The organism is Pseudacidovorax sp. DMC4, assembly GCF_056314265.1.
In genome coordinates, this window is the sequence record NZ_JBQUYR010000004.1 from 210355 (window position 1) to 232971 (window position 22617).

Consider the following 22617-nt stretch of genomic DNA (forward strand, 5'->3'; position numbering starts at 1 on the left):
GCGTCGCCTTTCGATCAGGCGATGCCGCCCAGCAGGGCCAGTCCGAACAGGCCGACAGCGGCACCGGCGATGCGCGGCAGCCAGCGGTTGGCATGGCGCAGCGCCAGGCCCAGGCCGATGCCCGCGGCATGCAGGCCGACGGTGGCCAGCAGCATGCCGGCCAGGGTGGCGACGGCGCCACCATGCTCGGCCAGCTCACGGCCGTGGGCGATGCCGTGGAACACGGCGAACACGCCCACCAGCGCGGCAGCGGCGGCGGCGGGCAGGCGGCGCTGCGTGGCCACCAGCAGGCCCAGCACCAGCAGCGAGGCGGCGATCATGGGCTCCACCGCCGGCAGCGACAGGCCGGCCAGGCCCGCCAGCGCGCCGGCGAGCAGCATGCCGGCAAAGCCGAGCGGCGCGGCCAGCAGCTCGCGGCGGCTGGTCGCGGCCAGGGCGCTCCACAGGCCCACGGCCACCATCGCGGCCAGGTGGTCCAGGCCGGTCAGCGGGTGGACGAAGCCGGCGACGAAGCCGTGGTGCGCGCCGGCATCGGCGCCGGTGTGGGCCAGCGCGGGCAGGGCGGCCGTGGCGGCCAGAGCGGTGGCGATGCGAAGAAGCAGGGGGCGGGAAGTGCGCATGGGCGTCTTTCTGGGAAATGGGGTGGATGGCGATGCGGGCCGGGCGGCGGAGTGCGTGCGGGTGGCGCAGAGGGTTGCAACCGGCCGCGGTGTTCGGGCGGCCGCGCGACGCCTCATTCGATCGGCTGGTGCACCGTCACGAGCTTGGTGCCGTCGGGGAAGGTGGCCTCGACCTGGATGTCCGGGATCATCTCGGGCACGCCTTCCATCACGTCGGCGCGGGTCAGCACCTCGCGGCCTTCGCTCATCAGCTGGGCCACCGTCTTGCCGTCGCGGGCGCCTTCCATCACCGCCGCCGAGATCAGCGCGACGGCTTCGGGGTAGTTGAGCTTCAAGCCGCGGCCCTTGCGCCGCTCCGCCAGCAGGGCGGCGGTGAAGATCAGCAGCTTGTCTTTTTCTCTGGGCGTGAGTTCCATGGTTCGCTTTGCTCTGGTGTCCGTGCGGCGACGGGCGGCCGCATGCCGGCAGGAAGGGCCGGGCGCCGCATGATAGGCAGCGTCAACGCGTTGCAACAGTCGTGCCTTGCTCGGCATGAAAGCTGCACTCTGCCGCCTGTGAACGCCGACGCCCCGCCCCTGCCCGCCGCGCCCGACGCCGACGACGCGCCCCAGCGCATCGTCAAGGTCCGCCGCGACTACAACAGCTGGGTCGGCAGCGAGACGCTGGAGGACTACGCCCTGCGCTTCACGCCGCAGCGCTTTCGCAAGTGGTCCGAGTGGCGGGTGGCCAACACGGCCTTCGGCGCCGCCTCCTTCCTGATCCTGGAGGCCGTGGGCGCGACGCTGCTGGTTCAGTTCGGCTTTGCCAATGCCTTCTGGGCCATCGTGGCGACGGGGCTCATCATCTTCCTGGCCGGCCTGCCGATCAGCGCCTATGCGGCCCGCTACGGCGTGGACATGGACCTGCTGACGCGCGGCGCCGGCTTCGGCTACATCGGCTCGACCATCACCTCGCTGATCTACGCGAGCTTCACCTTCATCTTCTTCGCGCTCGAAGCCGCCGTGATGGCCTATGCGCTGGAACTGGCGCTGGGCATTCCGCCGGCCTGGGGCTACCTGGTGTGCGCGCTGGTGGTGATTCCGCTGGTGACGCACGGCGTCTCGGCCATCAGCCGGCTGCAGGTCTGGACGCAGGCCATCTGGCTGCTGATGCTCGTGGTGCCCTTTGCCTTCGTGCTGGCGCGCGATCCTGGTGCATTTGCGGGCATCACGCACTATGGTGGTGATCGCGGGGGCGTCTCCAGCTTTGGATTGCACGGATTTGGTGCCGCGCTGACGGTCGGCATCGCCCTCATCACCCAGATGGGGGAGCAGGCCGATTACCTGCGCTTCATGCCGGCGCGCACCGCCGCCAATCGCGGGCGGTGGTGGGCGGCCGTGGTGGCGGGCGGCCCGGGCTGGGTGGTGCTGGGTGTGGCCAAGATGCTGGGCGGCGCCCTGCTGGCGTACCTGGCCATCACCCACATGGTGCCCACCGAGCGGGCGGTCGATCCCAACCAGATGTACCTGGCGGCCTACGAGTACGTCTTTCCGCAGTACGGCTGGGCGGTGGCGGCCACGGCGCTGTTCGTGGTCATCTCCCAGCTCAAGATCAACGTCACCAATGCCTATGCCGGCTCGCTGGCCTGGAGCAACTTCTTCTCGCGCGTGACGCACAGCCATCCGGGCCGGGTGGTGTGGGTGGTGTTCAACGCCTTGATCGCCTTCATGCTGATGGAGATGAACGTCTTCGAGGCGCTGGGCGACGTGCTGGGCCTGTACGCCAACATCGCCATCGCCTGGATGATGGCCGTGGTGGCCGACCTGGTCGTCAACAAGCCGCTGGGCCTGTCGCCGCCGGGCATCGAGTTCAAGCGGGCCTACCTGTGGGACATCAACCCGGTGGGCGTGGGCGCGATGGTGCTGGCCTCGGGCGTGTCGATCACCGCGCACCTGGGCGTGTTCGGGCCGATGGCGCAGGCCTTCTCGGCCGTGATCGCCCTGGGCACGGCGCTGGTCGCCTCGCCGCTGATCGCGTGGGCCACCGGTGGGCGCTTCTACCTGGCGAGGCAGCCCGGGGCGCCTGCTGCCGCTGCGCCCACTCCCGCCAGCAGCGCCCCGGCTGTTCCTCCCTCCCCCCCTGGGGGAGGGCAGGGGTGGGGGCCAGTTCAGGCGCAGCGCTCATCACTCGGCGCCTTGGCCCCCATCCCCACCTTCCCCCACAGGGGGAAGGAGCAACAGCCATCGGCATCGCGGCAGCGGGCCCATCGCATCCACTGGGTCGCCCCCGAAGCCTCCTACCAGCGCCTCGCCCTCCGCCGCTGCGTCATCTGCGAGCGCGAGTACGAGGGCCCCGACATGGCCCACTGCCCCGCCTACCAGGGCGACATCTGCTCCCTGTGCTGCACGCTCGACGCCCGCTGCGGCGACCTCTGCAAACCGCATGCGGGCCTGTCGGCGCAGTGGTCGGCCGTGCTGCGCTGGCTGCTGCCGCGGCGCGTGTGGCCCTACCTGGACACCGGCCTCGGTCACTTCCTGATGCTGATGCTGATCGTGGTGCCGCTGCTGGCCGCCGTCTTCGGCGTGCTCTACCAGCAGGAGCTGCGCGGCATCGGCGACTGGATCGACAGCGGCGGCGCGCCCTCGGTGGCGGCCGGCCGGGCCGCCGGCAGCGAGGCGGCGCAGGCCCTGGGCTCCGGCTTTCTCAAGGCCTACATGGCACTGCTGCTGATCGCCGGCATCGTGGCCTGGTGGCTGGTGCTGGCCCACCAGAGCCGCAAGGTGGCGCAGGAAGAATCGAACCGCCAGACCCGCCTGCTGATGCGCGAGATCGAGCTGCACCGCCAGACCGACCGCGCGCTGCAGGCCTCGCGCCAGGCTGCCGACGAGGCCCGCCAGACCGCCGAGGCCGCCAACCAGGCCAAGAGCCGCTACATCAGCGCCATCAGCCACGAGCTGCGCACGCCGCTCAACAGCATCCTGGGCTATGCGCAGCTGATGGGCCAGGACCCGTCGGTGCCGCCGCACCGCCAGCAGGCCGTGGCCGTCATCAAGCGCGGGGGCGAGCACCTGCTCTCGCTCATCGAAGGCACGCTCGACCTGGCCCACATCGAGGCCGGCAAGCTCACGCTGCAGGCCCGGCCCATGGCCTTCGGCGACATGCTGCAGTCGCTGGCCGACATGTTCGAGCTGCAGGCCGCTGACAAGGGCTTGCGCTTCGTCTTCGAGCCCGCGCTGCAGCTGCCGGCCGTGGTGCGCGCGGACGAGCGCCGCGTGCGGCAGATCCTCATCAACCTGCTGGGCAATGCCATCAAGTTCACGGGCCGGGGCCAGGTCACGTTTCGCGCCGCCTATGCCCGCGAGTTCGCCACGCTGGAGGTGGAAGACACCGGCCCCGGCCTGCACGAGGACGAGCTGGCCCGCATCTTCGAGCCCTTCGCCCGCGGCGACTCGCGCGGCAGCGCGCCCGGCGCCGGCCTGGGCCTGACCATGGCCAAGATGCTCACCGACCTGATGGGTGGCGAGATGAAGGTCAGCAGCACGCCGGGGCAGGGCGCGCTGTTTCGCGTGCGGCTCTTCCTGCCGCGGGTGCACGAGGCCATGGCCGGCACGCTGGGCCACGGCGCCTCCATCGGCAGCACCAGCCTGGCGGCGGGGCCGGCGGCCGAATCGCCGATGCCGCGACGCGGCTACGAAGGCCCGCGCCGCCAGTTGCTGGTGATCGACAACGAGGAAGCCGACCGCGACCTGCTGGTGCACGTACTGCAGCCGCTGGGCTTCGAGCTGCGCACCGCCGCCAGCGGCCATGACGGGCTGGACCTGTTGGCCGCCGGCTACCGCCCGCATGCCGTCTTCGTGGACCTGGCCATGCCCGGCATCGACGGCTGGGAGACCATCCGCCGCGCCCGCGCCCTGCTGGGCGCGAGCCGGGGCGCCGCCCACGAGACCGTGTTCGCCGTCGTCTCCGCCAATGCCTTCGACAAGCGGCTGGAGAACGACGTCGGCATCACGCCCGAGGACTTCTTCGTCAAGCCTGTGCGCCACAGCGAGCTGCTCGACTGGATCGGCCGCCGCCTCGACCTGCGCTGGACGGCCGACCCGGCCGCCGCCGCAGCACCCGCCGGGCCGGCCGAGCCCGCCGCCATCGTCGCCCCCGGCGCCGACCGGCTGCGGGCGCTGGAAGAGGCCGTCCAGCTCGGCTACCTTCGCGGGATCATGACCAAGCTCGACGACATCGACGCCGCCCAGCCCGAATGCGCCGCGTGGACGGCGCAGCAGCGCGCGCTGGCGCGGCAGTTCCGCTTCGAGGACATGGGCCGCGCCCTCACCGAAGCGCTGGAAGCTTCCTGACCATGAACGGCATCGACGAACTCTCCGAAGACGACGACGGCGGCGCGGCCGCCGCTGTGCCCGCCATCTCGCCCCTGGCCGCCAGCCTGCGTGAGAACACCGCCCGCGGCGACCTCGTGCTGGTGGTCGACGACGTGCCCGACAACCTGGCCGTGCTGCACGACGCGCTGGACGAATCGGGCTACACCGTGCTCGTGGCCACCGACGGCCCCACCGCGCTGGCCCGCGCCGCCCAGGCCCGTCCGGACATCGTGCTGCTCGACGCCATGATGCCGGGCATGGACGGCTTCGAGGTCGCGCGTCGCCTCAAGGCCGACGCCGCCACGGCGGAGATTCCCATCGTCTTCATGACCGGCCTGACCGAGACCGAGCACCTGGTGGCGGCGCTGGAATCGGGCGGCGTGGACTACGTCACCAAGCCCATCAAGCCCAAGGAAGTGCTGGCCCGCATGAACGTGCACCTGCAGGGCGCCCGCCGCGCGCGCCAGCAGGCCCAGCAGGCGGGCCAGGCCCGCAACGCCCTGGACGCCTTCGGCTACGCCAGCATCACCGTGCGCATGCCCGAGGGGCGGCTGATCTGGCAGACCTCATTGGCGCGCGAGCTGCTGATGCGCTACTGCGGCACCGAGGCGCCCGCCACGCCCGCCGCCATCGTGGCCTGGCTGGAGCGCCACCTGCCCCAGGCCCAGCAGGCCGGCGCCGAGCCCCCGCCGCTGGAGATCGGCCAGCAGGCCGCGAGCCGCCTGCAACTGCGCGTGCATCGCCAGACCGGCGACGCCGACGGCACGGCGAGCGCAACGGTGCCCGGCGCGGGCGACTGGCTCATCATCATCCGGGAGCTGTCGGACACGGCGGTGATCGAGGCCATGAGCCTGGCCCTGAAGCTCACCGCCCGCGAGGCCGAGGTGCTGTACTGGGTGGTCAAGGGCAAGACCAACAAGGACATCGGCGAAATCCTGGGCGCCAGCCCGGCCACCGCCAAGAAGCACCTGGAGCGGGTGTATGTGAAGCTAGGGGTGGAAACGCGCACCGCGGCAGCGGGGGTGGCAATCAAGCGGATTCGGGAGATTCAGCCGCATTTTGAGGTGTGAAGCTATCGAGATGCTCTCCACACCAATCTATGCGCCATGCTGAAGTACGTTCAAAGGCCTTGGTGGTCGAAGGCCCTAGTTTCACCGCAGATGATTTGCTGAGTTCGGCAAGCGGAACTGGACGTGTAATGTAGCCGGTGAAAATAGAGAGAGCTAGACAAGAAATGTTGACGAATATCGTTGCCGTTCCGGCGCCGTTCGGGGTTGGAAGCTGGGGTAAGAACAGGATAATATAAATTATCGCAGTGACAAAGGTCATTGCGATAAATAACGACGGTGGAAGCCTGAGAAATATTGCAAGCGCGGGGAGTGTGAAAAGAGCGGATACAAATGGACTTTGTCGACTACCACCGGAGCAAAGTATCAAATAACTCACCAAGAGTATATCTAAAAAAAATACCAAGGCGATCGAAGTGGTAGCCGATACAGTATTGATCCCAACGCCCTGAAAAATCGGGCTCCAGATTGAGTAAAGTTCCTCCGACACCAACAATGTCGCAAGAGAAAATAAGGCGATGAAGAGGAGCGGTGATCGACGAAGGCCGCGGGCGGCTAAACCAGAAAACCTATCGGTCATCGCAGCCGAATAATTTGACCTGCGGTCATGAAGTGATGCAGCTACAGCAAGGAGAGAAATAAAAAGTAGCTGTATCAGTATCGTCGCAGCGGCAACGTTGAGTGGTTTGATTGTTTGTTCAAGTTGCATTAACGTTCCCCTCCGTTGTAAGATAATTCTTATAAAACAGGGGTCAGCGTTAGGTATTGACTAAATTTAATTTAGGTAGCTTCCATGCACTAAATCGCGTCATTTTTAGGGATAGATTTCGCTTCAATTTATCCAAAAATGGTTTCACGCGCAGTTCATTTCTCGCATTCGATGAGCCATCATCTGTGCTAATTATATTGATCGCGATCTCGGCGTACAGTTCGATTGCCTTTCGCGCATATTTGGCGAGCGCCGGTTTAAAGTCCGGTGACGTCATCCTCTTCAGCGTTAACTTGCTCATGTCAGACCCGGAGTTCTCGATAAGCACATTAGCGACATATATGCCCCAAGGTGTGCCGTGTATTCCCAGTATTGCACGCATTACCGGATCATCCTTTGCCTCTGTTGCCGACAGCATGTGAGATCGCTCGGCCTCGATCTCTTGAGCTATTAACCAAGCAAGCAAAACCCGCTCCGGCTTCAGGCTGCGTGGGAATATGCTCTTATATGAGCGATCAAAAAGTTCTGCCTTTTTTGCGACCGCTTCTAATATTGTTTCATCCGACATCGCAGCCAGATATTGTGTAATTCTGTCGAGTTCGATGCGTTTGGAATTTTTCACAGTTTTTGCCCCTTCCTGCTTTGGGGCGTATAAATAGTCAATTGTCGCTAATGCAGTACGAAGACTTTCTTGTATTGGGTCTAAAAGACGTACGGCGGCAAGTTTTACCGGGTTCTGAGTATTGTTATACCTAACAATATCAGTTAATAATGCCTTTTTCGCACCGACAATTCTGACAAGGACTTGAGATTTTCCGGCAGCAGTGGAACCTTCGATTGCCTTGGATAAACTTACGGTGGTCTGGCAGCCGTTAACAATTGAGAATCTTGTAATAGCGTATCTCGTAGAAGTTTCGCTTTCAAAATCATCGGCCACAATGGTGATCCCATTATTCAGAGCCCAAAATTCGCCCGGGCGTTCTCTGGCGGTCTCAACTATTTTTTCGTTGATGCCTCCTTTTCTTTGACCAATAAACAGGCGCACATTGCCTTCGAAGAGCTGGTTCTTATATTTGGCATGCAGTCGTACTAGTTCTGAAGCCGGAACTGCCCCAACTATTGCATGGCCAAATTCCCCTTTGACGTCCACTACTGGACCATTGAAGGTTATAGTGTCACGACCCACATTTCGATCTGCCGCGCGCGCGACAACAAATTTATCGTATAGTGACTCCTGATATTCATAGAAAAAATTTGAATCGTTGTAAACTCTAGACCGTGTGGTGGACTCAAGATGGCGAGCGATTTGATCAGATTTAGATGCTAGCGTAACTAAACCAAAAACTAGAGAAAAAGATTTAACGTCGACTTCACTTAGACGCTCGAAAATATCTTGTCGGCCGCTGTGCTTGAACGATACTGGGTCTTTGATACTTGAAACTGCTGCTAGTAGGGCGTTCCACTTTTTTATGCCAGCTGTTCTTTCTGGCCGGTCAGAAACGTAACCCTGCAAGACATAAACAGTCTCTTGATCCTCATCAATATAAATAAAGTCGCAGCCGCCATCTTCTGGCCCGTCTACTGATGCAGCGTCGATCGCTTCATCCTCGTCAATGCCGAGCAGCGTAGATGCATACCAAGCGGTAATTGCTTTATCACGAGGGATGCCGCCGCGCTTTGCTACGGAATCGACGGCTTGAAGTAGCTCTTTTCGCGGGTCTGAGCTTGATGTGCCTGAGACTCCGCCGTAAGTAGTTGCCATCTCGTCCTCCGAACTGCTAGATGCTGAGGAGTCTAACCAAAAATCCAGCTGTTTCTGTAGCGCAAGTAGAGCAAATAGGCTAGTGCAGCGGACCCTGGCAAGGGAATGCAGTATTGGCAGCGCTGGCTATCTCTGCTAAGTACAGAGTCTTGCCTCCCGATTACATCCACTGACCGCCGACGCCCTCATCACGGGGCGATCTCATACTGCCCCGAGCGCGTTCTGGATTGAATCCTGTGCAGTCAGTTACCGCCAAGTCGAATTCTCCAAGTGCCTATTAGTCCCCTGCCGCGGTTGACAGCGCAACTGCCAAGGTGGACTATGTATCGTTACACGGCATCGGTCCTTGGACTAAGAGCCGGGTTGCGCGCCCGAGCCACTTTAATTTCACCAACTACAGGCAAAAATTGAAAGACGACGTGGGTGGAGGATCAGCCCGAATCTCATGCAGAAGTGGCCGTAGTGAGCGGAGTGCTGAGTTCTATCGCCACCCGCTGGATTTCTAAGTCATGCATGCCGAGGCTAGCCAAAGCATCCACCGTGTGCTGAAAGTAGTCCCTGCAGGTCCCCAAAGCTCCCCGCCCATCCGCGATATACCGCGCCACCTCCCCCGGCGCCATCCGCCCCGCATACCGCGGATGCGCCCGGTTCGCCACGAAGGTCAGCATCCGGCGCCGCTCCCCCTGGCATTCCGCCGTCACCCAGCGCGCGGCATAGGCCCCCGACAGCATCTCCCGCCGCCACACCAGCTGCAGTTCGCTGCGCACCTGCTCGGCGGCGATGCGCAGGGCGATGCCGCGGCAGGCGCCGCCGCGGTCCAGGGCCAGCATCAGGCCGGGGTGCTCGACGGAGCCGCGGGCCATGTACAGCCACAGGCAGAAGCGCCGGCCCCAGCCGCGCACCAGGGCGGGCGCGGCGTCGATGTGGTGGATGGCGGGGTTCCACATCAGCGAGCCGTAGCCGAAGAGGTAGAGGTCTTCGGCCGGGTCGTGGCTCGCCAGGGTGGCGTCCAGGCAGGCGTCCAGCTCTTCCTGGGTGCGCAGCCGCACGTCGGGCGGGGCGCAGGCCTTCAGGGCTGCCATCACGGAGCCGTCGAACAGGCTCTCGCGGGTGAAGGGTTGACCGGCATGCGCGGGAGGCAGCGGGCTGAGGCTGGCGGGCATGGCGTTGGATTGTGCGACGGGCAGGCTGACCGCCAGCACGTTTCGTGCGCGCCTGCCCGTGTGCTCACTCCAGCTTGACGCCGGCGTCGTTCACCACCTTGGTCCACTTGGGAATCTCCTTGGCCAGCAGCTCGCCGAAGGCCTCGGGCGTGCTGGCGACCACCTCGACGCCCTGGTCGCGGAACAGCTTGACCACCTCCGGGTCCTTCAGCACGGCCACGATGTCGCGGTTGGCGCGCTCGACGATGGGCTTGGGCACGCCCGCCGGCATCTGCATGCCGAACCACACGATCACCTCGTAGCCCGGCACGCCGGCCTCCTGCACCGTGGGCACCTCGGGCAGCAGCGCGGCACGGCTGGCGCCGGTCACGCCGATGGGCTTGAGCTTGCCGGCCTTGATCTGCTGCATGAGGTTGGGCACGTTGTCGAACAGCACGTCGATCTCGCCGCCCAGCATGGCCATCACGGCCGGTGCGCTGCCCTTGTAGGGCACGTGGGTCATTTTGGTGCCCGTCATGCTCATGAAGAGCTCCATCGACAGATGGTTGGACGAGCCCGAGCCGGTGGAGCCGTAGTTGAGCTTGCCGGGGTTCTTCTTGGCGTAGGCGATGAGTTCGCGCACGTTGGTCACGCCCTGCAGATCGGGCCGTACGACCAGCGCGTTCTGCGTGTAGCCGGCCCACACCAGCGGCTGGAAGTCGGCCGTGGCGTTGTAGGGCAGCTTGTTGCCGTACAGCGCGGGCAGGGCCGAGAAGGGCAGGGGCGTGATGAGGATGGTGTAGCCGTCGGCCGGCGACTTGGCGGCCAGGTTGTTGCCCAGCACCGTGTTGCCGCCCGGCCGGTTGTCCACCACCACCGACTGCTTCCAGGTGCGGTTGAGGCGGTCGCTCACCGTGCGCGCGAGCGTGTCGTTGAAGCCGCCCGGCGTGTACGGAACGATGATCCGCGTGGGCTTGCTCGGGTAATCGTCGTTGGCCCAGGCGCGGCCCACGGCCAGGGTCAGGGGGGCTGCGGCCATGGCCCGCAGCAGTTGGCGCTTGTCGAATTGCATGGCTTGTCTCCGTTGTTCGTCGTCGTCGTTGTCGTGGTGCCGGTTGCGCACCGGCGGGCGGGGTGGCGGCTACGGCGTGGGTCAGAACTTCACGACGTAGCCCGGGCCGTCGACCATCGGGTACTTGTCGAAGATCGACTCGTCCACCTCGATGCCGATGCCATGACCGCGCGGCGGCTCGACGCAGCCGTCTTCGCCGATCTGGAAGGTGCTGCCGAACATGTCGCGGAAGGGGTTGAAGTGCGACACGCAGGCCTCGAAGTAGCCCGCGTTCTCGGTGGCCGCCAGAAAGTGCAGCGTGGCCGCATGGTTGAGCCCGGTGGCCGAGCTGTGGGCATGCAGCGGAATGCGGTAGGCCGAGGCCATGGCCGCGATGCGCACGCCCTCGGTGATGCCGCCGCTCTTCGACAGGTCGGGTTGCCAGACCTGCACGGCGCGCGCGTCCAGCATCTGGCCGAACTCGAAGCGGGTGAAGTGGTTCTCGCCGGCTGCAATGGGCACCAGCGGCGAGATCTTGGCGGCTTCGCGGTACGAGGCGAAGTCGTTGCAGGCGAAGGGCTCTTCCAGCCAGCCGGCCTGGATTTCGGCCAGCACGGGCATCACGCGACGCACATCGGCGATGGTGTAGGCGGTGTTGGCATCGGTGAGGATGTCGATGTCGTCGCCGAGCACCGCGCGCACCTTGCGCAGGCGCGTGACGTCGTCCTTGACGGTGTCGCCGATGCGCAGCTTGACGGCCTTGTAGCCCTGCGCCACATAGGACTGGGCTTCTTCGGCCAGCGACTCGGGGCTCTGGTAGCCCAGCGCGATGCCGCCCGCGTAGGCGGGGATGCGGCGGTGCGATCCGCCGAGCAGCTCGTACAGCGGCATCTTGGCGGCCTTGCCGCGGATGTCCCACAGCGCCATGTCGATGCCCGACAGCGCCAGGCAGGTGCCGGCGCCCAGCCCGTGGCTGGACAGCTGCATGCGGTGCACGCGCTGCCAGGCGCCCACCACGTCGGTGGCGTTCATGCCCACCAGCAGCGGCTGCAGGGTGTTGTGGATCAGGCTCACGATGGCGCCGGGGCTGCGGCCCGGATGCGCCTCGCCGTAGCCGGTGATGCCTTCGGAGGTCTCGACGCGCACGATGATGCAGTCGCGCTTGAGCGTGCTGCCGATGCCCATGGTGACGGTCTTGCCCTCGGGCAGCCGGTACGACAGCGGGATGGCGGTGATTCGGGTGATCTTCATGGCGTGTCTCCTGTTCTTGAGGGTGGGGTGGAGGTCTTCAGCGGCCGAGCGGAGGCGGGGCGTCGAAGACCTCGGGGTTGACGATGTTGGGTGGCCGCTCGCCGCGCAGCAGCACTGCCGCCAGCGTGTCCACGGCCATCAGGCCCATGGCCCGCTCGGCCTCCTGCGTGATGCCGGCCAGATGCGGCGTGAGCAGCACGCGCGGGTGCTGGCGCAGGCCGCTGTCGGCAGGCAGCGGCTGGGTCTCGAAGACGTCGAGCACGGCGCCGCCGAGCGGACCCTGGGCGAGGGCCTGCACCAGGTCCTCTTCCCGCACCACGGGCCCGCGCCCCACGTTGACCAGCACGGCGCCGGGCCTGGCGTGCGACAGCACTTCGGCATCGACCATGCCGCGTGTCTGCGGCGTGAGTGGGCAGGCGACGACCACGAAGTCGCTGGCCGCAAACAGCGCCGGCAGTTGCAAGGCGGCCATGCCTGCAGGCACCTTGGCAGGCGTGCCGGTGCACACCGCCACGCCCATGCCAAAGCCCTGCTGCGCGATGGCGGCGATGCGCTGGCCGATGGCGCCGAAGCCGATCAGGCCCAGCGTGCGGCCCCGCAGTTCGAAGGTGCGGGCGCCGGCCTGGGCCCGCGCCGCCCAGTCGCCTGTGCGCACGCTGGCGTCGAAGCCGGCCAGCTGCCGCGCGTGGGCCAGCAATGCCGCGAACACGTACTCGGCCACGGCATTGGCATTGACGGCCGGCGTGTTGCCCACGGGAATGCCACGCGCGGTTGCGCGCTCGACAGGAATGAAGTCCAGCCCCACGCCCTGGCGCATCACGCAGCGCAGACGGTGAGGGCGGTCGAACAGGTCGGCCGGCAGCAGCCGCCGCACCACGATGCCGTCGAAGCGGCCGATGGCCTCGCGCAGCCAGGCATCGCTGGCCTCGCGCACCACGCCGTCGGGGATCTGCTCGGCCTCGGCCCATTGGGTGAGCCGTGCGAAGGCATCAGGATGCAGCGGATCGGTCAGCAGGACGCGAGGTGGGCTCATGGCGGAGGGCGTTGGCGGGTGCAGGGCCTGCCGCACGGCGAAGGTGCCTGCAGGGTGGGCGGCGGCGGTGTCCGTTCGGAGCCGCTCGCCAGACTCTTGCCAAAGTTGTGTGATGAATCTATCAGACAACTTTGCGCACGTACCCCGTGTTTACCTTGGGGCGGAGGGCTTGCCCGCCTTGACCGGCGTGGGCGATGTCGTGCCCAGCTTGGCACGGGCCACGCGGCGTGCGGCGGCCCGGCTGTCGCCGGTCCAGAAGTCCTGGCCCGCCTGCTCGATGCGCCCTGCGGTGTTGTGCATGTGCATGAATGCGGCCGTGCGGGCGGCAGCGGCGTCGCGCGCCTTGATGGCGGCGCAGATGGCCTCGTGCTCGGCCTGCACCTGCGCAGCCAGGTCGGTGCGCCGCGCCTCGTTGGAGCGGGTGAGGCGGATCGCGTCGTGCAGGGCACGCGTGAGCATGCCCAGCAGTTCGGTGTAGTGGGCATTGTGGGCGGCATGCGAGATGGCGATGTGGAAGGCCAGGTCTTCCTCCACGCCGTCGCGGCCCTCCTTCTCGGCGCGGGCGATGGCGCGCAGCGCCTGCTGGATCTGCGTCATCTCGGCGCCGGTGCGGCGCTCGGCGGCCAGCGCGGCCATTTCCGCCTCGATGCCGCGGCGCAGTTCCAGGATGCGCAGCACGCCGTGCGCGGGCGACTCGGCGTCGTTGGCGCTGCCCTGGCCCAGGCGGAAGGCGTCCGCGGCCTTGGGGTCGCGCACCACCGTGCCGCTGCCCTGGCGTGTTTCCACCAGCCCTTCGGACTTGAGGCGCGAGATGGCTTCGCGGATCACGGTGCGGCTCACACCGTACTGCTGGGTCATGGCCAGTTCGGTGGGCAGGCGGGTGTTGACGGGGTAGACGCGGGCGCGGATGTCCGCCGCGATCAGGCCGGTCACCCGGTCGGCCAGCGTGCCTTCGGCAGCGCGGGAGGTCGCATCGTCTTGGATCGAGAAGGCCATGATGAGGGCAGGCAGGTCGGGGCCCGAAGAATAGCACCGGCGCTTCGTGCTTGACAGAAGTGGTGTGACGTATTTGTAATACAACTTGAGCGCAACACGGCGATGGCCGGCGCATCGCAGAACCAAGAGAGACAGTCATGAACCTTCCCGACCGGCCGCGGGCCTTCCTCTGCCGACGCTTCACCCCCGCCGTCGAGGCCGCCCTGGCCGAGCGCTTCGAGCTGGTCGTCAACGAGGACGATTCGATTCTTTCTGCCGAACAGATCTCAGCGCGTGCGCAGGGCTGCCACCTGCTCTTCGTGACGGCCACCGAGCCGGTGACGGCGGAGGTCATGGCCGCGTTGTCGCCCACGCTGGCCGTGGTGGCCACGCTGTCGGTGGGCCACGACCACATCGACCTGGTCGCCGCCCGCGCCCAAGGCGTGCAGGTGCTGCACACGCCCGACGTGCTCAGCGATGCCTGCGCCGAGATCGCGCTGATGCTGCTGCTCAATGCCTGCCGCCGCGGCTTCGAGGCCGACCGGCTGGTGCGCAGCGGCGCCTGGCAGGGCTGGGCACCCACCCAGCTGCTGGGCATGGGGCTGGTCGGGCGGCGCCTGGGCATCTTCGGCATGGGCCGCATCGGCCGCGCCATCGCCGAACGCGCGCGGGCCTTCGGCCTGACCATCCACTATCACAACCGCTCGCGTCTCGTGCCCGACCTGGAGGCGGGTGCCACCTACCACCAGACGCTGGAAGCCATGCTTCCGGACATCGACATCCTCATGATCGCGGCGCCGGGTTCGCCGGCGCTCAAGGGCGTCCTCGATGCGGAGCGCCTGGCACGTCTGCCGGCGGGCGCGGTGGTGGTCAACATCTCCCGCGGCGATCTGATCGATGACGAGGCGCTGATCGATGCGCTGCGCCGTGGCCACATTCGCGGCGCGGGGCTCGACGTGTTCGCCAACGAGCCCCACGTGCATCCCGGCTACCGCGGGCTCGACAACGTCTTCCTCTCGCCGCACATCGGCAGCGCGACCCACGAAACGCGCGACGCCATGGGCTGGCTGCTCATCGACGGCATCGAGGCGCTGCGCGCCGGCCGCACGCCCGACAACCTTCTGCGCTGATCCCTTTCATTCCAAGCACGCCCCATGAAGCTCCAACACACTCAACTCTTCCGCCAGCAATGCCTCGTCGGCGGCCGCTGGGTCGACGCCACCGACGGCGCCACGCTGACGGTCACCAATCCGGCGGACGACAGCACGCTTGGCACGGTGCCGCGACTTGCCAACACCGACGTTCGTGCGGCCATCGATGCGGCCAACCAGGCCCTGCCCGCGTGGCGCGAGACCAGTGCCAAGGAGCGCTCGCGCCTGATGCGACGCTGGTTCGACCTGTGCATGGCGCACCAGGACGACCTGGCCATGATCCTCACGCTGGAGCAGGGCAAGCCGCTGGCCGAGGCCAAGGGCGAGATCGCCTATGGCGCCAGTTTCATCGAATGGTTTGCCGAAGAGGCCAAGCGCGTCTACGGCGACGTGATCCCGGCCGCCAGCATGGACCGGCGCATCGTGGTGCTCAAGCAGCCGGTGGGTGTGGTGGCGGCCATCACGCCGTGGAACTTTCCCAACGCGATGATCACGCGCAAGGCCGGCGCCGCGCTGGCGGCCGGCTGCACCATCGTCATCAAGCCCGCTTCGGCCACGCCCTACTCGGCGCTGGCCCTGGCCCAACTGGCCATGGAGGCGGGCATTCCGCCGGGCGTGCTCAACGTGGTGACCGGCTCGGCCTCGACCGTGGGCGGCGAGCTGACGGCCAACCCAGTGGTGCGCAAGCTCTCCTTCACTGGCTCCACCGAAGTCGGCAAGACCCTGATGGCGCAGTGTGCGGGCACGGTCAAGAAGGTGTCGATGGAGCTGGGCGGCAATGCGCCCTTCATCGTCTTCGACGACGCGGACCTGGACGCCGCGGTGGCCGGCGTGATGGCCTCCAAGTTCCGCAACGCGGGGCAGACCTGCGTGTGCGCCAACCGCATCTTCGTGCAGTCGGGCATCTACGAGCGCTTCACCGCCCTGCTGCGAAAGGCGGTGGAAGCGCAGGTGGTGGGCAACGGCCTGACGCCCGGCGTTCAGCTGGGGCCGCTGATCGACGACGCCGCCGTGGCCAAGGTGCGCGAGCACATCGACGATGCCGTGGCCCTGGGCGCGAGCATCGTCACGGGCGGCACGGCGCACCCGCTCGGTGGGCGCTTCTTCACGCCCACCATCCTGGCCGAGGTGTCGCCGAAATCCCGGCTGATGCAGGAAGAGACCTTCGGCCCGGTGGCACCGCTGATCCGCTTCGAGACCGACGAAGAAGCCGTGGCCATGGCCAACGACACGCCCTTCGGCCTGGCCGCCTACTTCTACACGCAGGACTACGCCCGCGCCTGGCGCGTGGCCGAGGCGCTGGAGGTGGGCATCGTGGGCCTCAACGAAGGCCTGATCTCCACCGAGCTGGCGCCCTTCGGCGGCATCAAGGAATCGGGCGTGGGCCGCGAAGGCTCCAAGTACGGCGTGGACGACTACGTCGAGATCAAGTACGTGTGCGCCGGCGGCTTGGGCCGGCCGCTGCCGCGCTGAGCATGACTCCACATCGCATCGACAACCAAGGAGACATCCAATGAGCGACAGGAAGATCGGCCTGATCGGCGTGGGCCTGATGGGCCACGGCATCGCCACCAACATCGTGCGTCATGGCCATTCGCTGGCCGTGCTGGCGCATGCGGGAAACCAACCGCTGGACGCCCTCGAGGCGGCAGGGGTGCGCATCGTGGGCAGCGCACGGCAGCTGGCGGCCGAGGTCGACGTGCTGCTGCTGTGCGTCACCGGCTCGCCGCAGGTGGAGGCCGTGCTGCTGGGCGACGACGGCGTGCTGCAGGGGCTGCGGCCCGGCGGCATCGTCATCGACTGCTCCACCGCCATCCCGTCGTCCACCGAGCGTCTGGCCGGCGTGGTGGCCGAAGCCGGCGGGCGCTTCATGGACGCCGCCATGACCCGCACGCCCAAGGAGGCTGCGGAAGGCCGGCTCAACCTGCTGGTGGGCGCGGAGACCGCACTGTTCGACGAATGCCGCCCGCTGCTGGCCTGCTTCGCCGAGAACATCACGCACTGCGGGCCGGTCGGGTCCGGCCACCGCATGAAGCTGCTGCACAACTATGTCTCGCTGGGCTCGGTGGCGCTGATCGCCGAGGCAGCGGCCTGCGCGCAACGCGCGGGTGTGGCGGCCGAGGTGTTCATCGACGTGCTGGCCAAAGGCGGCGGTGGCGGCACGGCGCTGGAGCGGCTGCGCCCCTTTCTGTTGTCGCAAGACCCGAGCGGGCTGCGCTTCAGCATGGCCAACGCCTTCAAGGACCTGGGCTACTACGCCACCATGGCCCGCGACAGCGGCGCTGCCGGAACGATTGCCGAAGGCGTGCGGCAGACGCTGGAGGCGGCCGTGGCGCATGCCGGCGGTGAGCGGCTGCTGCCCGAACTGGTGGCCGTGCTGGCCAAGCGCGAATCGACCTGACTTCAAAGGAGAACGAGAACCCATGTCCCCCTATCGGATCGCCACCATCGACGGCGACGGCATCGGCCCCGAGGTGTGCCAGTCGGCCACCCGCATTCTTTCGGAAGCCTGCGGCAGTGCACTGCTGGACTTCGTGCGCTGCGACGGTGGCGCGGCCCATTACGCACGCACCGGCCAGGTGCTGCCCGACGACACCTTCGCGCTGTGCCGCGATTCCGCGGCCATCCTGCATGGCGCTGCAGGGCTGCCCGGTGTGACCTATCCCGACGGCACCGAGGTCGGCAACGACCTGCACCTGCAGCTGCGCTTCCGGCTCGACCTGTATGCCAACGTGCGGCCCGTTCGGCTCTGGCAGGGCGTGAAGTCGCCGCTGGCCGGCTGGCAGGCCGGGCAGATCGACTACGTGATCGTGCGCGAGAACACCGAGGGCCTGTACGCCAGCCGCGGCGGCGGCATCAACCTGCGCGGGGAGGTGGCCACCGACACCATCGTGGTCACCCGCAAGGGCGTGGAGCGCGTGGCCCGCTTCAGCTTCGGCCTGAGCCGCAAGCGCCAGGGCGCGCCGCGCGACGGCAAGCGGCGGGTGACCGTCTGCGACAAGGCCAACATCCTGCGCAGCTATGCCTTCTTCCGGGCGGTGTGCGAGGAGGTGGCCCGCGAGCATGAGGACGTCGAGATCGACTACGCCTATGCCGACGCGATGACGGTCCACCTGGTCAAGCGGCCCGACTTCTACGACGTGATCGTGGCCGAGAACATGTTCGGCGACATCATCTCGGACCTGGGGGCCGCCACCATCGGTGGCATGGGGCTGTCGCCCTCCGCCGAGCTGGGCGAGCACCATGGCCTGTTCCAGGGTGCCCATGGCTCGGCACCCGACATCGCGGGGCAGAACCTGGCCAGTCCGCTGGCCACCATCCTCTCGGGCACGCTGATGCTGCACTGGCTCTCGGAGCGCCATGGCGACGAGCGGCTGGCCGTCGCGGCCCGCCGTGTCGAGACGGCCGTCGGCGAGGTGCTGGCCCATGGCGACGCGGTGCCGCGCGACCTGGGCGGCACCGCAAGCTGTACCGAGGTGACCGAGGCCGTGCTGCGCCGCATGGCGCGGGCGCTCGACTGAGCCATCGCCTTTCACTGTCAAAACAAGAACGGAGACCTTTCATGCGCAAGACCCCCATCCTTTTCCTGGCCGCGGCCCTGACCTGCCTGGCGAGCGCACCGACGCGCGCGGAGGGCGCGCCCATCACCATGATCGTGACCGTGCCGCCCGGCGGCTCGTCCGACGCGTTGGCGCGGCTGGCCGCGACCGCGCTGGGCAACCGGCTCAAGCAGTCCGTGGTCGTCGAGAACGTCACGGGCGCGGGCGGACTGGTCGGCATGCAGCGCTTCCTCAAGGCCAGGCCCGACGGCAGCACGCTGCTGTTCATCAACCAGTCGCTCACCATCCTGCCGCACCTGTACAAGCAGGCCGGCTACTCGGCCGTCGCCGACGTGGCGCCGGTCGGCATCGTGGCCAAGGTGCCGATGGTGCTGTCGGTCAGCAATGCCAGCGGCATCCAGGACCTGTCCAGTCTGATCGGCAAGATGAAGAGTGCGCCCGGCACGCTCAACTTCGGCTCGGGCGGACCTGGCACCACGGCCCACTTCGCGGAGGCGCTGTTCCTGCAGCAGGCGGGCGTCCAGGGGCAGCTCGTCCAGTACCGCGGCACCGGGCCTGCGCTGACCGACCTGATGGCCGGCACCATCCATGCCGTGATCGACCAGACCGTGACGATGCTGCCGCTGCACAAGGACGGCCGCGTGCGCGCCCTGGCGGTCTCGTCGGCGGCGCGGGTACCCCAGGCGCCCGACGTTCCCACCTTCGCCGAGGCAGGCCTGCCTGCCTTCGATCTGGCGATCTGGAACGGCGTGGTGGCGCCCAAGGGCACGCCGCCCTCGACGCTGCGGCGCATCGAGCAGGCACTGTCCGACGCGGTGGCCGAGCCCGAACTGCGTGCCCGCCTGGAAAGCCTGGGTGCGCAGGCCCCCACGGCCCAGGAGCGCGGGCCCCAGCACCTGCGCCAGTTGATCGAGCAGGATGCGGGCCGCGTGGAGGCCCTGGCGAAGACGGGCGTCTTCGTGGCCAACTGAGGGCATCCACCCGGCGCTCGAAACGAAAAAAGCCCCGCGGCGTCTGACCGCGGGGCCGTGGGTCCGCTGCCGCAAGGGCAGCGGATGCCTGTCGGGGAGGTCTATTCCTCGACGAAGGCCTCTTCGCGCTTGGCCTTCACCGCCGGCAGCAGCACGATCACCAGCAGCAGGGCGGATGCCGCCAGCAGGCTGGCCGAGATGGGCCGCGTGACCAGCACGCCCCAGTCGCCGCGCGACAGCAGCAGGGCGCGGCGCAGGTTCTCTTCCATCATCGGCCCCAGGATGAAGCCCAGCAGCAGTGGCGCCGGCTCGCACTTGAGCTTGAGGAAGGCATAGCCCACCACGCCGAACACCGCCACCATCCAGACGTCGAAGGTGTTGTTGTTCTCCGAGTACACGCCCACCGCGCAGAACAGCACGATGGCCGGGAAGAGCCACTTGTAGGGAATGGTCAGCAGCTTGATCCACACGCCGATCAGCGGCAGGTTCAGGATGATCAGCATCAGGTTGCCGATCCACATCGAGGCGATCAGGCCCCAGAACAGTTCCGGGTTGCTGGTCATCACCTGCGGGCCGGGCTGGATGTTGTGGATGGTCATGGCGCCCACCATCAGCGCCATCACCGGGTTGGGCGGAATGCCCAGCGTCAGCAGTGGGATGAAGGAGGTCTGCGCACCGGCGTTGTTGGCCGACTCAGGGCCCGCCACGCCGCGGATGTTGCCCTTGCCGAAGGCCACCTCGCCCGGGGCGCGGCGCATCTTCTTCTCCAGCGTGTACGACGCGAAGGAGGACAGCAGCGCGCCGCCGCCCGGCAGGATGCCCAGCGCCGAGCCCAGCGCGGTGCCGCGCAGCACGGCGGGCGTCATGCGCTTGAAGTCGGCCGCCGTGGGCCACAGGCCCTTGACCTTGGCCGTGAACACCTCGCGCTGCTCGGCCGGCTGCGACAGGTTGCCGATGATCTCGCCATAGCCGAACACGCCCATGGCGATGGCGATGAAGCCGATGCCGTCGGTCAATTCCGGAATGTCGAAGCTGTAGCGGGCCACGCCCGAGTTGACGTCGGTACCCACCAGGCCCAGGGCCAGGCCCAGCAGGATCATGGTGATGGCCTTGAGCAGGGAACCGGAGGCCAGCACCACGGCACCGATCAGGCCCAGGATCATCAGGCTGAAGTATTCGGCCGGGCCAAACTTGAAGGCCAGCTCGGTCAGCGGCGGCGCGAAGGCGGCCAGGATGATGGTGCCCACGCAGCCCGCGAAGAAGGAGCCCAGGCCCGCGGCCGCCAGTGCCGGCCCGGCCCGTCCCTGCCTGGCCATCTGGTAGCCGTCGATCACCGTGACCACGGACGACGATTCGCCCGGCAGGTTGACCAGGATGGCCGTGGTCGAGCCGCCGTACTGCGCCCCGTAGTAGATGCCCGCCAGCATGATCAGCGCCGACACCGGTGGCAGCGCATAGGTGGCCGGCAGCAGCATGGCGATGGTGGCGACGGGGCCGATGCCCGGCAGAACCCCGATCAGCGTGCCCAGCAGGCAGCCGACGAAGGCGTAGACGAGGTTCTGGAAGGTGAAGGCGACGCCGAAGCCGATCGCCAGGTTGTTGAAGAGGTCCATGAGGCCCGTGTTCTTGTATGTCTCTGGAGAAAGGGGATCAGGCGATGAACGTGGGCCAGACCGGGAACTGCAGCTTGAGCGCGACGACGAAGGCGAGGTAGCTGCCCACCGCCAGGATGGTGGCCAGCACCAGCGAGGACTTCACGCTGAAGTGGTCGCCCGCGAGGTTGGCGATGAAGGTGAGCGCATAGATGGCCACGATCAGCCCCATGGGCGGCAGGCCGATGCTGGGCAGGCCGCCCAGCAGCACGCCGAAGGCCAGGTTGGCGCCGATGATGAAGACGAGCGGCCGCCAGGCGATGCGGCCGATGGGCTCGCCGTCCTCGGTGTCCACCGTCATCGCCTTGAGCGTGATCAGCGTGCCCATGATGGCGATGAGCACGCCGACGATGAGCGGAAAGTAGCCCGGGCCCATGCGGGCGCCGTCGCCCACCGTGTACGAGGTGGCGCCCCAGGCGAACGCCACGCCGAAGGCGCAGAACAGCGCGCCCGAAAAGAAATCTCTCTGACTCTTGATCTTCACCCTGCAGGTCTCCTTGATCGTTGATGAGCAATCCGCGCACGGCGGAGGGCCCGCCACAGAGGGCGGGAAAGCGCGGGCGATCGTAGGAAAGGGGGCGTGCGCCGTGGGTTACCGAAACATTGCCATTCAGCAATGTGGGCGCGGGGAAAGGGCCGCTGGCTGAGCCGTCTGGGCTTCAGACGTGCAGGATGCGGTCGCTGTAGAGCGCCACGAGCGGGTCGTGCGTCAGCAGGTGCATGGGTTCGACCAGGGCCTGAGCCACCAGCAGTCGGTCGAACGGGTCTTTGTGGTGAGAGGGCAGCGTCTCCACCTCGATGATGTGCTCGGGCTTGATCGGCAGGAGCTGATAGCCCGCGTCACGGAAGTAGGCCCATGCCTCCTCGCTGCTGACCGGCATGTCGCCTCGGCCGAGCGAATGCTTGATTGCGATCTCCCACAGCGATGCAACGCTCACCCAGACGGTGGCGCGGGGTGACACGATTCGCTCGCGCGCAGCGGGAGAAAGGCGCGGGCTGTCGGCGATGGCCCACAACGCAATGTGGGTGTCCAACAGCAGGTTCAAAGCTTGGTCTCGCCAGCGAACAAAGCGGCCACTTCGGCGTTGTGCGCATCGATCGAGTCCGGCACCTCGAACTTGCCCTTCGCGACACCGATGCGCTTTTGCACGATGGGCTGGTCCACGGGAACGAGCTTGGCGACCGGCCGCCCATGGCGAGCGATGACGATCTCGCTTTCCGCGCCGGCCTCGATGGCCTCGACCAGCCGCGACAGCGACGATTTGGCTTCGAACATGTTGACGGGCTGCATAGGGTGGGTTCCTGGTTAGCTAACCTTAGTCTA

Annotated in this window: 20 protein-coding genes; 7 read left to right on the plus strand and 13 right to left on the minus strand. The window is 66.9% G+C overall.

The window, feature by feature from the left end; genetic code table 11:
- Positions 1 to 14: 14 nt before the first annotated feature.
- Together ACT54X_RS09685 and ACT54X_RS09690 are read right to left on the minus strand one after the other, a co-directional pair.
- Complete coding sequence (locus tag ACT54X_RS09685) at positions 15 to 620, minus strand: HupE/UreJ family protein (RefSeq protein WP_476346254.1); 606 nt, start codon at positions 618 to 620, stop codon at positions 15 to 17.
- A gap of 113 nt (positions 621 to 733) precedes the next feature.
- Positions 734 to 1036 carry an urease subunit gamma gene (locus ACT54X_RS09690; protein WP_017762114.1) on the minus strand — a complete coding sequence of 101 codons (303 nt, stop codon included), beginning with the start codon at positions 1034 to 1036 and terminating at the stop codon, positions 734 to 736.
- 69 nt (positions 1037 to 1105) lie between these two features.
- Here ACT54X_RS09690 and ACT54X_RS09695 point away from each other — a divergent pair, with 69 nt between their 5' ends.
- Both ACT54X_RS09695 and ACT54X_RS09700 read left to right on the plus strand, forming a co-directional pair.
- The gene (locus tag ACT54X_RS09695; RefSeq protein WP_476346256.1) at positions 1106 to 4948 is read left to right on the plus strand and encodes a hybrid sensor histidine kinase/response regulator; all 3843 of its coding nucleotides are present in this window, start codon (positions 1106 to 1108) and stop codon (positions 4946 to 4948) included.
- 2 nt (positions 4949 to 4950) lie between these two features.
- Positions 4951 to 6039: a response regulator gene (locus ACT54X_RS09700; protein ID WP_476346258.1), complete on the plus strand. Its 1089-nt coding sequence runs from the start codon at positions 4951 to 4953 to the stop codon at positions 6037 to 6039.
- Here the strand turns inward: ACT54X_RS09700 and ACT54X_RS09705 are convergent.
- The 7 genes from ACT54X_RS09705 to ACT54X_RS09735 form a co-directional block, all read right to left on the minus strand.
- Positions 5999 to 6745: a hypothetical protein gene (locus tag ACT54X_RS09705; RefSeq protein WP_476346260.1), complete on the minus strand. Its 747-nt coding sequence runs from the start codon at positions 6743 to 6745 to the stop codon at positions 5999 to 6001. The genes ACT54X_RS09700 and ACT54X_RS09705 overlap by 41 nt on opposite strands.
- 49 nt (positions 6746 to 6794) lie before the next feature.
- A complete protein-coding gene (locus ACT54X_RS09710; protein WP_476346262.1) occupies positions 6795 to 8507 on the minus strand; it encodes an AIPR family protein in 1713 nt (570 codons plus the stop codon).
- Positions 8508 to 8950: 443 nt separating this feature from the next.
- Complete coding sequence (locus ACT54X_RS09715; RefSeq protein ID WP_476346263.1) at positions 8951 to 9670, minus strand: gamma-glutamylcyclotransferase; 720 nt, start codon at positions 9668 to 9670, stop codon at positions 8951 to 8953.
- A 64-nt stretch (positions 9671 to 9734) separates the two neighbouring features.
- Complete coding sequence (locus ACT54X_RS09720) at positions 9735 to 10721, minus strand: Bug family tripartite tricarboxylate transporter substrate binding protein (protein ID WP_017760886.1); 987 nt, start codon at positions 10719 to 10721, stop codon at positions 9735 to 9737.
- An 81-nt stretch (positions 10722 to 10802) separates the two neighbouring features.
- On the minus strand, positions 10803 to 11951 hold the full coding sequence (locus ACT54X_RS09725) for a mandelate racemase/muconate lactonizing enzyme family protein (RefSeq protein ID WP_476346265.1): 1149 nt from the start codon (positions 11949 to 11951) through the stop codon (positions 10803 to 10805).
- Between the two features lie 37 nt (positions 11952 to 11988).
- A complete protein-coding gene (locus ACT54X_RS09730; protein ID WP_476346267.1) occupies positions 11989 to 12984 on the minus strand; it encodes an NAD(P)-dependent oxidoreductase in 996 nt (331 codons plus the stop codon).
- A 150-nt stretch (positions 12985 to 13134) separates the two neighbouring features.
- Entirely contained in the window at positions 13135 to 13980 is an 846-nt protein-coding gene (locus ACT54X_RS09735) for a FadR/GntR family transcriptional regulator (protein ID WP_294367276.1), read from the minus strand.
- Positions 13981 to 14117: 137 nt separating this feature from the next.
- Here ACT54X_RS09735 and ACT54X_RS09740 point away from each other — a divergent pair, with 137 nt between their 5' ends.
- From ACT54X_RS09740 to ACT54X_RS09760, 5 genes are read left to right on the plus strand one after another with little or no spacing between them, the layout of a single operon-like run.
- Positions 14118 to 15089 carry a 2-hydroxyacid dehydrogenase gene (locus ACT54X_RS09740; protein ID WP_476346270.1) on the plus strand — a complete coding sequence of 324 codons (972 nt, stop codon included), beginning with the start codon at positions 14118 to 14120 and terminating at the stop codon, positions 15087 to 15089.
- 24 nt (positions 15090 to 15113) lie between these two features.
- The gene (locus ACT54X_RS09745) at positions 15114 to 16583 is read left to right on the plus strand and encodes an NAD-dependent succinate-semialdehyde dehydrogenase (protein WP_476346272.1); all 1470 of its coding nucleotides are present in this window, start codon (positions 15114 to 15116) and stop codon (positions 16581 to 16583) included.
- A 40-nt stretch (positions 16584 to 16623) separates the two neighbouring features.
- Positions 16624 to 17511: an NAD(P)-dependent oxidoreductase gene (locus tag ACT54X_RS09750; protein ID WP_476346274.1), complete on the plus strand. Its 888-nt coding sequence runs from the start codon at positions 16624 to 16626 to the stop codon at positions 17509 to 17511.
- Between the two features lie 22 nt (positions 17512 to 17533).
- Entirely contained in the window at positions 17534 to 18631 is a 1098-nt protein-coding gene (locus ACT54X_RS09755) for an isocitrate/isopropylmalate dehydrogenase family protein (protein ID WP_476346276.1), read from the plus strand.
- Positions 18632 to 18672: 41 nt separating this feature from the next.
- Positions 18673 to 19641, plus strand: a complete 969-nt coding sequence (locus ACT54X_RS09760; protein WP_476346277.1) for a Bug family tripartite tricarboxylate transporter substrate binding protein — start codon at positions 18673 to 18675, stop codon at positions 19639 to 19641.
- 101 nt (positions 19642 to 19742) lie between these two features.
- Here ACT54X_RS09760 and ACT54X_RS09765 read toward each other — a convergent pair whose 3' ends face one another.
- The 4 genes from ACT54X_RS09765 to ACT54X_RS09780 form a co-directional block, all read right to left on the minus strand.
- Positions 19743 to 21254 (minus strand): tripartite tricarboxylate transporter permease, encoded by a 1512-nt coding sequence (locus tag ACT54X_RS09765; protein ID WP_476346279.1) that lies wholly within the window; start codon positions 21252 to 21254, stop codon positions 19743 to 19745.
- Positions 21255 to 21291: 37 nt separating this feature from the next.
- On the minus strand, positions 21292 to 21777 hold the full coding sequence (locus ACT54X_RS09770) for a tripartite tricarboxylate transporter TctB family protein (protein ID WP_017761087.1): 486 nt from the start codon (positions 21775 to 21777) through the stop codon (positions 21292 to 21294).
- Positions 21778 to 21952: 175 nt separating this feature from the next.
- Complete coding sequence (locus ACT54X_RS09775; protein WP_294367291.1) at positions 21953 to 22339, minus strand: type II toxin-antitoxin system VapC family toxin; 387 nt, start codon at positions 22337 to 22339, stop codon at positions 21953 to 21955.
- The gene (locus ACT54X_RS09780; RefSeq protein ID WP_294367293.1) at positions 22336 to 22584 is read right to left on the minus strand and encodes a type II toxin-antitoxin system Phd/YefM family antitoxin; all 249 of its coding nucleotides are present in this window, start codon (positions 22582 to 22584) and stop codon (positions 22336 to 22338) included. The genes ACT54X_RS09775 and ACT54X_RS09780 overlap by 4 nt, the downstream gene beginning before the upstream one ends.
- Between the last annotated feature and the right edge of the window lie 33 nt (positions 22585 to 22617).